This window comes from Actinobacillus capsulatus DSM 19761 (assembly GCF_000374285.1).
Lineage (GTDB): Bacteria > Pseudomonadota > Gammaproteobacteria > Enterobacterales > Pasteurellaceae > Actinobacillus > Actinobacillus capsulatus.
In genome coordinates this window covers 90,409-103,403 of record NZ_KB893933.1, presented here as the reverse complement: position 1 = coordinate 103,403, position 12,995 = coordinate 90,409, and the positions used below count along the sequence as shown (strand labels likewise).

At 40.6% G+C, this 12,995-nt stretch carries 15 protein-coding genes, 4 tRNA genes and 1 pseudogene; 12 read left to right on the top strand and 8 right to left on the bottom strand.

The window, feature by feature from the left end; all coding sequences use genetic code 11:
• The first annotated feature begins 12 nt into the window (after window positions 1–12).
• Both C228_RS0103955 and murA read left to right on the top strand, forming a co-directional pair.
• Window positions 13–273, top strand: coding sequence for a BolA family protein (locus C228_RS0103955; RefSeq protein WP_014990892.1), 261 nt, complete (start codon window positions 13–15; stop codon window positions 271–273).
• Window positions 274–403: 130 nt separating this feature from the next.
• A complete protein-coding gene (gene murA / locus C228_RS0103950; RefSeq protein WP_018651395.1) occupies window positions 404–1,681 on the top strand; it encodes a UDP-N-acetylglucosamine 1-carboxyvinyltransferase in 1,278 nt (425 codons plus the stop codon).
• A gap of 71 nt (window positions 1,682–1,752) precedes the next feature.
• Here the strand turns inward: murA and C228_RS0103945 are convergent, their stop codons facing one another.
• Both C228_RS0103945 and C228_RS0103940 read right to left on the bottom strand, forming a co-directional pair.
• Window positions 1,753–2,097 (bottom strand): hypothetical protein, encoded by a 345-nt coding sequence (locus C228_RS0103945; protein ID WP_245552746.1) that lies wholly within the window; start codon window positions 2,095–2,097, stop codon window positions 1,753–1,755.
• A 206-nt stretch (window positions 2,098–2,303) separates the two neighbouring features.
• On the bottom strand, window positions 2,304–2,678 hold the full coding sequence (locus C228_RS0103940) for a rhodanese-like domain-containing protein (protein ID WP_018651393.1): 375 nt from the start codon (window positions 2,676–2,678) through the stop codon (window positions 2,304–2,306).
• A gap of 162 nt (window positions 2,679–2,840) precedes the next feature.
• On the opposite strand from C228_RS0103940, the gene ettA reads away from it, so the two are divergent.
• The 5 genes from ettA (at window position 2,841) to C228_RS0103915 (ending at window position 6,523) form a co-directional block, all read left to right on the top strand.
• Complete coding sequence (ettA, locus tag C228_RS0103935) at window positions 2,841–4,511, top strand: energy-dependent translational throttle protein EttA (protein ID WP_018651392.1); 1,671 nt, start codon at window positions 2,841–2,843, stop codon at window positions 4,509–4,511.
• 86 nt (window positions 4,512–4,597) lie between these two features.
• Window positions 4,598–5,371, top strand: coding sequence for a DNA polymerase III subunit epsilon (dnaQ, locus tag C228_RS0103930; protein ID WP_018651391.1), 774 nt, complete (start codon window positions 4,598–4,600; stop codon window positions 5,369–5,371).
• 102 nt (window positions 5,372–5,473) lie between these two features.
• A tRNA-Asp gene (locus tag C228_RS0103925) sits at window positions 5,474–5,550 on the top strand.
• 41 nt (window positions 5,551–5,591) lie between these two features.
• Window positions 5,592–5,668, top strand: a tRNA-Asp gene (locus C228_RS0103920).
• Window positions 5,669–5,734: 66 nt separating this feature from the next.
• Window positions 5,735–6,523: a glycosyltransferase family A protein gene (locus C228_RS0103915; protein WP_018651390.1), complete on the top strand. Its 789-nt coding sequence runs from the start codon at window positions 5,735–5,737 to the stop codon at window positions 6,521–6,523.
• A gap of 2 nt (window positions 6,524–6,525) precedes the next feature.
• Here C228_RS0103915 and C228_RS0103910 read toward each other — a convergent pair whose 3' ends face one another.
• The gene (locus C228_RS0103910) at window positions 6,526–6,906 is read right to left on the bottom strand and encodes a SufE family protein (RefSeq protein WP_026313181.1); all 381 of its coding nucleotides are present in this window, start codon (window positions 6,904–6,906) and stop codon (window positions 6,526–6,528) included.
• 124 nt (window positions 6,907–7,030) lie between these two features.
• Here C228_RS0103910 and clpP point away from each other — a divergent pair, with 124 nt between their 5' ends.
• From clpP to C228_RS0103890, 4 genes are all read left to right on the top strand, one after another.
• Window positions 7,031–7,621, top strand: a complete 591-nt coding sequence (gene clpP, locus C228_RS0103905) for an ATP-dependent Clp endopeptidase proteolytic subunit ClpP (protein WP_018651388.1) — start codon at window positions 7,031–7,033, stop codon at window positions 7,619–7,621.
• A complete protein-coding gene (gene clpX / locus C228_RS0103900) occupies window positions 7,621–8,880 on the top strand; it encodes an ATP-dependent protease ATP-binding subunit ClpX (RefSeq protein ID WP_018651387.1) in 1,260 nt (419 codons plus the stop codon). The genes clpP and clpX overlap by 1 nt, the downstream gene beginning before the upstream one ends.
• Window positions 8,881–8,973: 93 nt before the next feature.
• Window positions 8,974–9,954 (top strand): tetraacyldisaccharide 4'-kinase, encoded by a 981-nt coding sequence (gene lpxK, locus C228_RS0103895; protein ID WP_018651386.1) that lies wholly within the window; start codon window positions 8,974–8,976, stop codon window positions 9,952–9,954.
• Window position 9,955: 1 nt separating this feature from the next.
• Entirely contained in the window at window positions 9,956–10,123 is a 168-nt protein-coding gene (locus C228_RS0103890; protein WP_018651385.1) for a Trm112 family protein, read from the top strand.
• Window positions 10,124–10,274: 151 nt separating this feature from the next.
• On the opposite strand, the gene C228_RS0103885 is transcribed toward C228_RS0103890, so the two are convergent.
• The 5 genes and pseudogenes from C228_RS0103885 to gltX all read right to left on the bottom strand — a co-directional run bounded on the left by C228_RS0103885 (window position 10,275) and on the right by gltX (window position 12,716).
• On the bottom strand, window positions 10,275–10,535 hold the full coding sequence (locus C228_RS0103885; protein WP_018651384.1) for a Txe/YoeB family addiction module toxin: 261 nt from the start codon (window positions 10,533–10,535) through the stop codon (window positions 10,275–10,277).
• The gene (yefM, locus tag C228_RS0103880) at window positions 10,532–10,783 is read right to left on the bottom strand and encodes a YoeB-YefM toxin-antitoxin system antitoxin YefM (RefSeq protein WP_018651383.1); all 252 of its coding nucleotides are present in this window, start codon (window positions 10,781–10,783) and stop codon (window positions 10,532–10,534) included. The genes C228_RS0103885 and yefM overlap by 4 nt, the downstream gene beginning before the upstream one ends.
• Before the next feature lie 100 nt (window positions 10,784–10,883).
• Window positions 10,884–10,982, bottom strand: a pseudogene (locus tag C228_RS15230) (integrase arm-type DNA-binding domain-containing protein); the annotation flags it as partial.
• A gap of 169 nt (window positions 10,983–11,151) precedes the next feature.
• Window positions 11,152–11,227, bottom strand: a tRNA-Ala gene (locus C228_RS0103875).
• Between the two features lie 49 nt (window positions 11,228–11,276).
• A complete protein-coding gene (gltX, locus tag C228_RS0103870) occupies window positions 11,277–12,716 on the bottom strand; it encodes a glutamate--tRNA ligase (protein ID WP_018651382.1) in 1,440 nt (479 codons plus the stop codon).
• Window positions 12,717–12,919: 203 nt separating this feature from the next.
• On the opposite strand from gltX, the gene C228_RS0103865 reads away from it, so the two are divergent.
• Window positions 12,920–12,995, top strand: a tRNA-Val gene (locus C228_RS0103865).

Here is a 12,995-nt window from a genome sequence, read left to right as displayed (position 1 = left end):
ACTTATAAGCACATGGAACCAAAACAACTCGAAGAAATTTTAAGAAATGCGTTACCGACAGCTGCGGAGATTCATGCGCAAGGTGAAAATTCGCATTATGGTGTAATCGTTGTTAGCGACGAATTAGCACAGTTATCAAAAGTAAAACAACAACAAGCGGTATATGCACCATTGGGTGAATATTTTGCAACGAATGCTATCCACGCATTGACGATTAAAGTTTTCTCGACAGAACAGTGGAAAAAAGATCGCTTACTTAATATGGTAAGCTAGCATGTTCGATAAATAATAGAGAATGATAGCTAAGCGGTCGCTTTTGTAAAAAATTTTGCAAAAATGACCGCTTGAGTTTTACGTATTATCCTTATCTATTATCACTAATTTATTTTCTAAGGATTTTATAATGGAAAAATTTCGTGTTCACGGCCCTTTTACATTAAGTGGGACAGTTGATATTTCAGGTGCCAAAAATGCCGCACTTCCAATTTTGTTTGCAGCCATTTTGGCTACCGAACCTGTTACTTTAACGAATGTGCCAGATCTTAAGGATGTGGACACGACTTTTAAAATCTTACGTAAATTAGGCGTAGTAGTTGAGCGTGGTGAGACCGGAGTGGTACAAATTGATGCAAGTCAGATTGATCACTATGTTGCGCCTTACGAATTAGTAAAAACTATGCGAGCTTCGATTTGGGCATTAGCACCGCTTGTAGCGCGTTTCCACGAAGGCCAAGTTTCATTACCGGGCGGTTGTACGATTGGTGCTCGCCCTGTTGATATGCATATTTCCGGCTTAGAAAAAATGGGGGCGGCAATTGAGTTGGATGAAGGCTATGTAAAAGCAACTTCAAATGGCCGTTTACAAGGAGCTCGCATTTATATGGATAAAGTGAGTGTGGGGGCGACACTATCTGTGATGATGGCGGGTACTTTAGCGGAAGGCACAACAGTGATTGAAAATGCTGCGCGTGAACCTGAAATTGTGGACACAGCATTATTCTTAAATGCAATGGGGGCAAAAATTTCAGGTGCAGGTACAGATACTATCACGGTTGAAGGCGTGGAACGTTTAACAGGTTGTCAGCACCGTGTTGTGGCTGACCGTATTGAAACGGGTACATTCTTAGTTGCTGCTGCAGTATCCGGCGGTAAAATTACTTGTCGAGGAACTAAGGCGGATACATTAGACGCTGTAATTGAAAAATTACGTGAAGCTGGTATGGAAGTTACTGTAACCGAAGATACGATTACTTTAGATTCGAAAGGTCAGCGCCCGAAAGCAGTAAATATTCGTACTATGCCGCATCCGGGGTTCCCAACCGATATGCAAGCGCAATTTACTTTGTTGAATGTTGTGGCGGAAGGCACAAGCCGTATTACTGAAACGATTTTTGAAAACCGTTTTATGCATATTCCGGAACTTAACCGTATGGGAGCCAAAGGTGAAATCGAAGGTAATACTGCGATTTGTCACGGTGTAGAAAAATTAAAATCAGCAGAAGTGATGGCGACAGACTTACGTGCGTCAATTAGTTTAGTATTAGCCGGTTGTATTGCTTCAGGTGAAACTATTGTTGATCGTATTTATCATATCGATCGTGGTTATGAGCATATTGAAGAGAAATTACGTGGAATCGGTGCGAAAATCGAACGTTTTTCTGAGCCGTTTACAGGCGAATAATTTAATATAAATATCAAAAGGGCTGTTTTAGAGTATGAATACTTTAAACAGCCCTTTTTTGTTAATGTCGTTTATTGACTAGCTTTTTTCATCATTTTCTTTTTATGTTTTTTTGACATCATTTTATCGTCTTTCATCATATGCTTATCAGACATCATTTTGTCATCTTTCATCATATGTTTATCAGACATCATTTTGTCGTCTTTCATCATATGTTTATCAGACATCATTTTGTCGTCTTTCATCATATGTTTATCAGACATCATTTTATCGTCTTTCATCGTATGTTTATCAGACATCATTTTATCGTCTTTCATCGTATGTTTATCAGACATCATTTTGTCATCTTTCATCATATGATGAGAATCTTTCATGTCATTTGCATGTGCGTTAACCATAAGCGCGAAGCCCATCATAATAGCTGAAAGTGAAGTAAGTTTTTTCATTAAAGTCTCCTTTTATAAATTATAAGAATAATAGGTTGTGCATAAAATAAGTTGCGAAAATTGGACGCTATAAAAGGGAACTTCTTACAAAATATTTCCTATCAAGTAGCACTCTTTGCTTGTAAAAAGACAAAAGACTGCAATACAAGCGGTCTTTTATGTGAATTTTTTTACGATTATTTTATGCCTTTACGCAATAAATCTTGGTAGCCACCGTGGTTTGTCACTTGGCGATAGCCCAGCTTCTGTAATTCAGTTAATGCTACGTCAGCACGACTCCCTGAACGGTAATATAAGTGAATCGGTACATCTTTATCTTCTGTCAGTTGATGGATTTTTGCACTAACCTGTTCAACTGGAATATTGATTGCGTCTTCAATATGTCCCGCGGCAAATTCTTCTGTGGTACGTATGTCAATCCAAATACCTTGCGCTTTTTTTTCAGTGATTGATTGGCTGTTTGCAACTTGTTGATTGCTTTCATTTGCTGATACTGTAATAGGAAAGCTTAATAAAAGTGCCGCAATAGGCGGGAAAGTTCTTTTTAGCATAGTGGTAGCTCCTAGTCTTGATTATAGCTTTTAGTGTATATTTGTCTAAATATCTTACAACAAGCGGTCGAATTTTATGAAAAATTTGCAAATGTAGGAATCCCTATATTTCGCCCCTGTTTTCAAGTAAAATAGATAAAATTTTTTTATGAGGAATACATAATGTCAACTCAATTTGTATATACGATGCATCGCGTCGGCAAAGTCGTGCCACCGAAGCGTCATATTCTTAAAGATATTTCTTTAAGCTTTTTCCCAGGCGCAAAAATCGGGGTACTTGGTTTAAACGGTGCGGGTAAATCAACCTTATTACGTATCATGGCGGGCGTAGATAAAGAGTTCGAAGGTGAAGCTCGTCCGCAACCGGGTATTAAAATCGGTTATTTACCGCAGGAACCAAAATTAGATCCGCAACAAACCGTGCGTGAAGCAATTGAAGAAGCGGTTTCGGAAGTAAAAAATGCGCTAACTCGTTTAGACGAAGTTTATGCGTTATATGCCGATCCGGATGCAGATTTCGATAAGTTAGCTGCAGAGCAAGCTAACTTAGAAGCGATTATTCAAGCACATGACGGTCATAATCTTGATAACCAATTAGAACGTGCAGCGGATGCGTTACGTTTACCGGAATGGGATGCGAAAATCGAACATTTATCCGGTGGTGAACGTCGTCGTGTTGCGCTTTGCCGTTTATTACTCGAAAAACCGGATATGTTATTGTTAGATGAACCGACCAACCACTTGGATGCGGAATCGGTAGCGTGGTTAGAGCGTTTCTTACATGACTATGAAGGTACAGTAGTAGCGATTACCCACGACCGTTATTTCTTAGATAACGTAGCGGGTTGGATCTTAGAGCTTGACCGTGGTGAAGGTATTCCTTGGGAAGGTAACTATTCTTCTTGGTTAGAGCAGAAAGAGAAACGTTTAGAACAAGAAGCAGCGGCTGAATCCGCTCGACAAAAATCGATTGCGAAAGAGTTGGAATGGGTACGTCAAAATCCGAAAGGTCGCCAAGCGAAAAGTAAAGCACGTATGGCACGTTTTGATGAGCTTAATTCAGGCGAATATCAAAAACGTAACGAAACCAACGAACTCTTTATTCCACCTGGTCCACGTTTAGGTGATAAAGTGATTGAGGTGCAAAATTTAACCAAATCTTACGGCGAACGTACTTTGATTGATGATCTCTCATTCAGCATTCCGAAAGGGGCGATTGTTGGCATTATCGGTGCTAACGGTGCGGGTAAGTCCACCTTATTCCGTATGCTTTCAGGGCAAGAGCAACCAGACAGCGGTTCAATCGTGATGGGAGAAACCGTAGTATTAGCGTCTGTGGAGCAGTTCCGTGATGCAATGGACGATAAGAAAACCGTGTGGGAAGAAGTATCAAACGGACAAGATATTTTAACCATCGGCAACTTTGAGATCCCAAGCCGTGCTTACGTTGGACGTTTCAACTTCAAAGGTGTGGATCAACAAAAACGTGTCGGCGAATTATCAGGCGGTGAACGTGGTCGTTTGCACTTAGCGAAACTTCTCCAACGTGGCGGTAACGTATTATTATTAGACGAACCGACCAATGACTTGGACGTTGAAACCTTACGTGCGTTAGAAAATGCGATCTTAGAATTCCCGGGCTGTGCAATGGTTATCTCGCACGACCGTTGGTTCTTAGACCGTGTCGCAACCCACATTTTAGATTACGGCGATGAAGGTAAAGTGACCTTCTACGAAGGTAACTTCTCTGATTACGAAGAGTGGAAAAAGAAAACCTTAGGTGATGCGGCAACGCAACCTCACCGTATCAAATATAAACGTATTGCGAAGTAATACTTAAATAAGCGGTCGGATTTTGGTGAAAATTTGCAAATTTTCCTTGAAATTCGACCGCTTGCATCTTTTGATTAGGCAATAAAATGAGTGAACAACCGATAGTAAGACAGGTGGTGCTGGATACCGAAACCACCGGTATGAGTTTTAGCGGGCCACCACAAATTGGGCATAATATTATTGAAATCGGTGCGGTTGAAGTGATTAACCGTCGCTTAACCGGACGTACTTTTCACGTCTATATTAAACCTCCACGCGAAGTGGAAGAAGAGGCGATTAAAGTTCATGGCATTACCAATGAGTTTTTGCAAGATAAGCCTGTGTTTGCCGAAGTTGCGGACGAATTTATTGAATTTATAAAAGGTGCAGAACTAATCATTCATAATGCCCCCTTCGACGTGGCGTTTATGGATCAAGAGTTTTCTTACTTGGAAAACCCACCGCCGAAGACGGCTGAAATGTGCAGTGTGACCGATAGTCTTGCGGTAGCTCGAAAAATGTATCCGGGCAAGCGTAATAACTTAGATGCATTGTGCGATCGTTTAGGCATTGATAACAGTAAACGAGTACTTCACGGGGCGTTACTGGATGCGGAGATTCTAGCGGATGTTTTCCTAATGATGACTGGTGGGCAGCTGGCGTTATTAGGTGAAGATGATGCCAGTGCGAATCATGAAAATATTGCAGATCTCGGTTTAGGTACGATAACGAAGTTTGAAACAAGCAGTTTAATTGTGTTACAACTGAGTGAAGAAGAGCAGGCAGCGCATGAAGAATATCTCAAACTGATTGATAAGAAATCCAAAGGGAATTGTATTTGGATGCGCCCGAATGAAACAGAATCGGAACAAATTCATTAATTGCTTGATTTATTTGATTTTAAAATAAGCAAATAAATTCATTTCGTGAAAAATTATTTGACGCTTGTGGCATAAATCCGTATTATGCGGCTTACCGGTTGCGGAGTGGTAGTTCAGCTGGTTAGAATACCTGCCTGTCACGCAGGGGGTCGCGGGTTCGAGTCCCGTCCATTCCGCCAATTAATTTTTAATTATTGAATTTAATTTGATAATGCTGTGTGGAGCGGTAGTTCAGCTGGTTAGAATACCTGCCTGTCACGCAGGGGGTCGCGGGTTCGAGTCCCGTCCGTTCCGCCACTTTTTCAAAAAAAAGCCTCTGAGAAATCAGAGGCTTTTTTGCTATTTAGCTTTTGAGGCTTTTCTATGTCTAAACCCTTTAATGGTCGCTACCAACTTGCCGTTGTGATAGTAACGGTTGGGCGCGAATCTTTACTACGTGCCGTTCGTTCTGCTTTTTCGCAGCAATTTAGCGGAAATATTCAAATTTTGATTGGTGTCGATCTCGATTTATCCGGTCAGCTTCCGCATTATCGACAAATCCTAAATCAAGAACGCCCGACTAATGTGGATATCGTTTGGCTAGATCTCGGTTATTCAACCTCTAAACGTCACGGCGGTGTACATGATTGCTATTACGGTGGTTCATTGCGTTCAGCATTGACCTTACTTGCTGATAGTGAATTAGTTACTTATCTGGATGATGACGATTGGTTTTTACCGCAACATATCGACAAAATGTATTCAGTATTCTGCCAATATCCGGATGTGAATTGGGGACACGCTTTGTGTTACTACGCTGATGGTAATACCAGTGAAATACTGTGTTTAGACGAATTGGAAAGTGTTGGTGTTAATCAGGGTATTTTTAAGGATAGTTTCGGCGGCTTTGTGCGTCCATCGGGCTTAACACTTAATAAGCTTAAAACGCTGCCCTATCTCCATTGTTGGTCGCAATCTTTAGCGCAAGGAGACGGAGAAGATCGAGTGTTGTTTGATCAGCTAAAAACACTACGACATTTTTCTTTGGCGGAAGGCACAGTTTGTTGTGCGTTGGATCCGAAAGATCCGGGGCATGAAATTCGCCTTGCTTTCATCAAGCAAAAAACAGGGCGAGAAGTGGTGATGCAAGCCAAGCAAGGCTCAACCCGTTAAAGTTAAGTCGTAAGAATCAGTTTGTTAATTTGCTGTAATCCGTTTAAACGTGTACTCGTCAGATTTTGTGAGATTTTTAATTGTTCAAACAGCTGAGCCAAATCAATACGAGCGAATTGTGCTGAATCGGCTTCGTTTAACAGTGTTACGACAATAAATAAAATCCCTTGCATTAAACGAGCATCACTATAGGCGCTAACTTTACGTGGTGTTGCTTGAAATTCAAACCATAAACGGCTTTCACAGCCGTGAATTTCAGGTAATTGTGCTAATTCTTCTTCAGTTGGTTTAGCTAACTGACGGCTTAATTGGATCAGCAAGCGGTATCTTTCTTCCCAAGATTTGCAAAGTTCGAATTTTTGATAAATATCGGCTAAAGTCATATTTTTATTGATTAAGGCTAAGTTTTGCAAAATATTGTAACAATCTGACCGCTTGTTGTTAATGATTTTCTTAAAGTTTGATAGAATTAACAGTATTTCTCAGATTTCGGATAAGGAACCCAAAATGGCAGTAATCCCAATGGTGGTTGAACAAACCTCAAAAGGCGAAAGATCATACGATATTTATTCACGTTTACTTAAGGAACGTATCATTTTTTTAAACGGTGAAGTTGAAGACCATATGGCAAACTTGATCGTGGCACAGCTTCTTTTCTTAGAATCGGAAGATCCTGAAAAAGATGTTTATTTATATATTAACTCACCGGGTGGCGTGGTAACTGCAGGCTTGGCAATTTACGACACAATGAATTTTATTAAACCGGATGTTGCAACACTTTGTACCGGACAGGCTTGCTCAATGGGTGCTTTCTTATTATCCGGCGGTGCAAAAGGCAAGCGTTTTGCTTTACCTCACGCACGTGTGATGATTCACCAACCTTTAGGCGGTGCAAGAGGGCAGGCGACTGATATTCAAATTCAAGCGCAAGAAATTTTAAAATTAAAAGAAATGCTGACAAGAAGAATGGCGGAACATAGCGGTCAACCGTTTGAGAAAGTAGCGGCAGATACCGAACGTGATAATTTTATGTCTGCATTTGAAGCGGCTGAATACGGTTTAATTGATAAAGTTTTAACACACAGAGATACAAAATAATGACAAATTTCGAGAAAGAACCACATTGTAGTTTTTGTGGCAAAAGACGTACCGAAGTTGATCAATTGGTTGAAGGTACGGAAGGTTATATCTGTAATCACTGTATTGAGGAGTCTTACGCATTGTTAAACGGCGAAGAAGAGCCGTTAATCAATGAAAAACAAGATGAAGAGAAATTCTTTGAAAATGTACCGACTCCACACGAAATTCATGCGCATTTAGATGAGTATGTTATCGGTCAAGAACATGCGAAAAAAGTGTTGTCCGTAGCGGTTTATAACCACTATAAACGTTTACGCAATGCGCTTTCAGGTCATAAAGAAACTAACGGTGTAGAGTTAGGGAAAAGTAATATTTTATTAATCGGTCCGACCGGTAGCGGTAAAACCTTGTTAGCGGAAACCTTAGCTCGCCGTCTAAATGTACCGTTTGCCGTGGCGGATGCAACGACACTTACTCAAGCTGGTTATGTCGGCGAAGACGTAGAAAACGTGATTCAAAAATTACTAATGAAATGTGATTTTGATGCGGAACAAGCGGAGCGTGGTATCGTCTTTATTGATGAGATTGACAAAATTACCCGTAAATCGGAAAGTCCGTCAATTACCCGTGATGTATCCGGCGAAGGTGTACAACAGGCGTTATTAAAATTAATTGAAGGAACGGTCGCGAATATCAACCCGCAAGGCAGCCGTAAACACCCGAAAGGCGAAACGATTCCGGTTGATACCTCTAAAATCTTATTTATTTGTGGTGGTGCATTTGCCGGTTTAGATAAGCTTGTTGAAGCACGCACCAACAAACAAGGCGGAATCGGTTTTGGTGCAGAACTGAAAAAAGATAAAGAACGTGAAGATCTCACCGAGTTATTCAAACAAGTTGAGCCAGAAGATTTAGTCAAATTCGGCTTAATTCCGGAATTAATCGGTCGATTACCGGTTGTGACTCCGTTACAAGAACTTGATGAAGAGGCGTTAATTCAAATTTTAACCGAACCCAAAAATGCGATTATTAAGCAATATCAAGCATTATTCCAAATGGAAGGTGTTGAGTTGAAATTTACCAAAGACGCGTTAATTGCGATTGCGCAGAAGTCTATTTCGCGCAAAACCGGTGCGCGTGGTTTACGTTCGATTGTTGAGAATCTACTGTTAGATACGATGTATAACCTTCCGACACTTAAAGCAGAGAAAGATGTGAAAAAAGTGACGATTGGTAAAGGTTGTGTTGAAAACGGCGATAAGCCGAAGGTAGAGTAAGCATAGCTAAAATGGACAATGTTTTTCATTGTCCATTTGTTTTATGGGTATGAATGTATCATGATACAAGCAACGTATCGTTAAAGAAATAATATGAATATTTGGCAATCCACATCACTTATCACTTGGCTGCTTGCGCCGTTTTCATTGCTGTTTTGGCTGATTAGCCAAATCCGCTTGTTTTTGTTTCGCAAAAAAATCTTAAAATCTTACCGCTCTTCGGTGCCGGTGTTAGTTGTCGGTAATATTTCGGTGGGCGGTAATGGAAAAACACCAGTGGTTGTATGGTTAGTGGAACAGCTACAACAACATGGTGTTAAAGTCGGTGTGATTTCACGTGGCTATGGAGGCAAAAGCAAAGACTTTCCTCAGTTAGTCACCAAACAGAGTTCAGCGGAAATGGTGGGCGATGAACCGGTATTGATTGTACAACGAACCGGTGTGCCACTAGCAATTTCACCGAATCGTCAGCAAAGTATAGAATTGCTATTAAGCCAATTTGAGCTGGATTTAATTGTCACTGATGACGGTTTGCAACATTATGCCTTACAGCGAGATATCGAATGGGTGGTGGTTGATGGCGTGCGCCGTTTTGGTAACGGTTTTGTTCTGCCCGCCGGTGGCTTGCGTGAGCTGCCAAGCCGTTTACAAGCGGTACAAGCAATTATCTGTAATGGCGGAGTAGCTCAACCGAATGAACATTTAATGACGCTCGAATCTGAATTTGCTGTTAACTTAAAAACAGGTGAACAAAAGCCGATAAGCGATTTTATCAGGCAAGAGTGTGTGGCGATCGCAGGGATCGGACATCCGCCGCGTTTTTTTAATATGCTTGAAGATTTAGGTATTAAATTATTTAAAACACAAGGTTTTGCCGATCACCAAGCATTTGAAGCGAATCAGCTTAAAGCGCTTGCATCTGAACAAATTCCGTTACTGATGACAGAAAAAGATGCGGTAAAATGCCGAACCTTTGCCCAGTCAAATTGGTGGTATGTGCCTGTTTTTGCAAAATTTTCGCCGAAATCGACCGCTTGTTTACTTGAACCGATTTTAAAACGATTAGGAAAATAATATGAACGAAAAATTTATCAATCATCTTGCTTGTCCGGTAACGAATACCAAACTGGAGTGGGATAAAGCCAATAATCGTTTGATTAGCCATGAGGCAAAATTAGCGTACCCAATCCAAAACGGCATACCAGTGTTATTACCGGAAGCGGGCGAAAAGCTCGAAGACTAAATGTCTTAAAAATTTAAAGTACAAGCGGTCAATTTTTACGGACTTTTTGCAAAAATCGTTGAAACTTAACCGCTTGCGAACTATGGTCATCATAACCATAACTCGTCAGCAATAAAAAAGCCCTATCCATTTCTGGATAAGGCGTTTTAAATTACTGATCATAATGGTATCTACAAGCTACTATTAAAAGTGCTTCATCTTCCACACTGTAAATTAAGCGGTGTTCTTCATTGATTCGTCTTGACCAAAAGCCCGAAAGATTGAATTTTAACGGCTCCGGTTTTCCTATACCTTCGAATGGTTGGCGTTGAATGTTTTTAATCAGGCTATTTATACGTTTCAAAATTACTTTATCTGTTTTTTGCCAGTATAAACAATCTTCCCATGCATTAGACGAGAAAGTTAGCTTCATTTGATTAAATCTCTTTCAATGCCTTGCCCCTGTCTTAATTCCGCTACACTATCCAATAGCCGTTTTGCATTGGTAGGCGAACGCATTAAGTAGGCTGTTTCTTCAAGTGAACTATACTGCTCATACGACATAAGCACGCAATTTCCGCCCTTGCTTCTCGTAATTAAAATAGGCTCAAAATCTTCTGTTACTTTTGACATTGTACCGGCTAGATTTTGGCGTGCTTCTGTGTAGGTTATTGCTTGCATTTATTACCCCCTTTTTGATTTTTATGTACAATATATTGTACATGTGGATGTAATAAAAGACAACGATAAACAACAAAATAGAGCCGATTAGTTATGCTCCGATCATTAAATGGTCGCTATCGTCGAGGTTATACTCTTTATCTTGCGGTTTAGCTTTATCTACTTCGGTATTAGTAAGGGGCTTCGTAGTTATTGCCATGTGTAACACTCATTTTAGTAACACTGATTTTTACTATTTGTGCCGATGTTACTTACAGTGTTACTAAAAATCAATGATTTAAGAAGATGTGAATTGACAATAAAAAAGCCTTAAAGCGTTGTGCTATAAGGCTTACGTAGACGTTTATTTACATCAGTTTATTTTGAATTGGTGGAGATAATCGGGATCGAACCGACGACCTCTTGAATGCCATTCAAGCGCTCTCCCAACTGAGCTATATCCCCAAAAAGTTGCAACATAATAAATGCTGCAATTTTAGCTGTCAATAGGAAATTATGCTTGTGCTTGAATAAACTCAATCGCTTTTTGGATACGAGCTAAAGTACGCTCACGACCGACTAATTTTGCGGTGATATCCATTGACGGTGATTGACTAGAACCAGTTACCGCTAAGCGGAATGGCATCCCCACTTTACCCATACCGATTTCTAAATCAGTTGCTGTTGCGTTCATCGCATCATGAATCGCTTCTACACTCCAATTCGTTAAAGCGGTTAGTTTTTCCAATAATTTTGCAAGTGGTGCAACTGCTTCCGCTTTGAAGTTTTTCGCGGCAGCTTTTTCATCATAACCGTCAAATTCTTGATAGAAATAACGGCTTGAGGCAGCTAATTCTTTTAATGTTTTCGCACGTTCGCTTAATACCGGAATAATTTCTTCTAACATAGGACCGTTTGACGTATCAATTGCTTGATCATTCATATGCCATGCTAAATATTTCGCCACGTGGTCAGCCGGCAAGCTACGCATATAGTGTTGGTTTAACCATTGTAATTTATCGGTATTGAACGCACTTGCTGATTTACTCACCGAGTGAATGTCGAATAATTCGATCATTTCTTCACGGCTAAAGATTTCTTGGTCACCGTGACCCCAGCCTAAACGTACTAAATAGTTTACTAAGGCTTCCGGTAAATAACCGTCATCACGATATTGCATTACGCTTACCGCACCGTGGCGTTTCGATAATTTTTGACCATCGTCACCGTTAATCATGGATACGTGTGCATAAGTTGGAATCGGTGCGCCTAATGCTTTTAAAATATTGATTTGACGAGGTGTGTTGTTGATATGGTCTTCGCCACGTACAATGTGAGTAATGCCCATATCCCAGTCATCTACCACCACGCAGAAGTTATAAGTTGGCGAACCGTCTGTGCGGCGAATAATTAAATCGTCTAACTCGCTGTTACTGATTTTGATACGACCACGTACCGCATCGTCAAACACTACCGAACCTTCTTGCGGGTTTTTAAAACGTACAACGTGCGGTTCATCCGCTGAATGTTCGTGATTACCTAAGCAGTGACGATCGTAACGAGGTTTTTCTTTATTTGCTTCTTGTTCGTTACGTAAGTTTTCTAAACGTTCTTTTGAACAGTAGCAACGGTACGCTAAACCTTGCTCGATCATTTGATCGATTACTTGGTTATAACGATCAAAACGTTTGGTTTGATAGTACGGGCCGTGTTCCCAAGCGAGATTTAACCATTCCATACCTTCAAGAATAGCTGCGGTAGCTTCCGGTGTAGAACGTTCTAAGTCGGTATCTTCGATACGTAATACGAATTCACCGTTAAAGTGTTTTGCATATAACCAAGAATATAAAGCGGTACGCGCACCACCAACGTGTAAATAGCCAGTCGGGCTAGGCGCAAAACGTGTGCGCACTTTTACATTCGGATCTAAAGGGAAAAGAGTTTCGATATTCATTATTGTCAGCCTATTAAGTAATTTGCCGAGGACGGCCTTTTTAAACAAAAGATTTATCTATTCTACTACGGTTAACCTAGCGGTTGAAGGTTAAAAACGTAAAAAATGAAGGTTTTGGACGAAAAATTCAACAAACAAGCCGAAATGTTAAAAAAAGGGTTTGACGATAGGTGAAAAATCTCTATAATGCCACTCCACAACACGGGCGATTAGCTCAGTTGGGAGAGCACCTCCCTTACAAGGAGGGGGTCACTGGTTCGAGACCGGTATCGCCCACCA

Excerpts from the sequence above, each read along its gene's own strand:
- C228_RS0103955 (WP_014990892.1), top strand. The coding sequence starts at position 13 with ATGGAACCAAAACAACTCGAAGAAATTTTAAGAAATGCGTTACCGACA.
- murA (WP_018651395.1), top strand. The coding sequence starts at position 404 with ATGGAAAAATTTCGTGTTCACGGCCCTTTTACATTAAGTGGGACAGTT.
- C228_RS0103945 (WP_245552746.1), bottom strand. The coding sequence starts at position 2,097 with ATGATGGGCTTCGCGCTTATGGTTAACGCACATGCAAATGACATGAAA.
- C228_RS0103940 (WP_018651393.1), bottom strand. The coding sequence starts at position 2,678 with ATGCTAAAAAGAACTTTCCCGCCTATTGCGGCACTTTTATTAAGCTTT.
- ettA (WP_018651392.1), top strand. The coding sequence starts at position 2,841 with ATGTCAACTCAATTTGTATATACGATGCATCGCGTCGGCAAAGTCGTG.
- dnaQ (WP_018651391.1), top strand. The coding sequence starts at position 4,598 with ATGAGTGAACAACCGATAGTAAGACAGGTGGTGCTGGATACCGAAACC.
- C228_RS0103915 (WP_018651390.1), top strand. The coding sequence starts at position 5,735 with ATGTCTAAACCCTTTAATGGTCGCTACCAACTTGCCGTTGTGATAGTA.
- C228_RS0103910 (WP_026313181.1), bottom strand. The coding sequence starts at position 6,906 with ATGACTTTAGCCGATATTTATCAAAAATTCGAACTTTGCAAATCTTGG.
- clpP (WP_018651388.1), top strand. The coding sequence starts at position 7,031 with ATGGCAGTAATCCCAATGGTGGTTGAACAAACCTCAAAAGGCGAAAGA.
- clpX (WP_018651387.1), top strand. The coding sequence starts at position 7,621 with ATGACAAATTTCGAGAAAGAACCACATTGTAGTTTTTGTGGCAAAAGA.
- lpxK (WP_018651386.1), top strand. The coding sequence starts at position 8,974 with ATGAATATTTGGCAATCCACATCACTTATCACTTGGCTGCTTGCGCCG.
- C228_RS0103890 (WP_018651385.1), top strand. The coding sequence starts at position 9,956 with ATGAACGAAAAATTTATCAATCATCTTGCTTGTCCGGTAACGAATACC.
- C228_RS0103885 (WP_018651384.1), bottom strand. The coding sequence starts at position 10,535 with ATGAAGCTAACTTTCTCGTCTAATGCATGGGAAGATTGTTTATACTGG.
- yefM (WP_018651383.1), bottom strand. The coding sequence starts at position 10,783 with ATGCAAGCAATAACCTACACAGAAGCACGCCAAAATCTAGCCGGTACA.
- gltX (WP_018651382.1), bottom strand. The coding sequence starts at position 12,716 with ATGAATATCGAAACTCTTTTCCCTTTAGATCCGAATGTAAAAGTGCGC.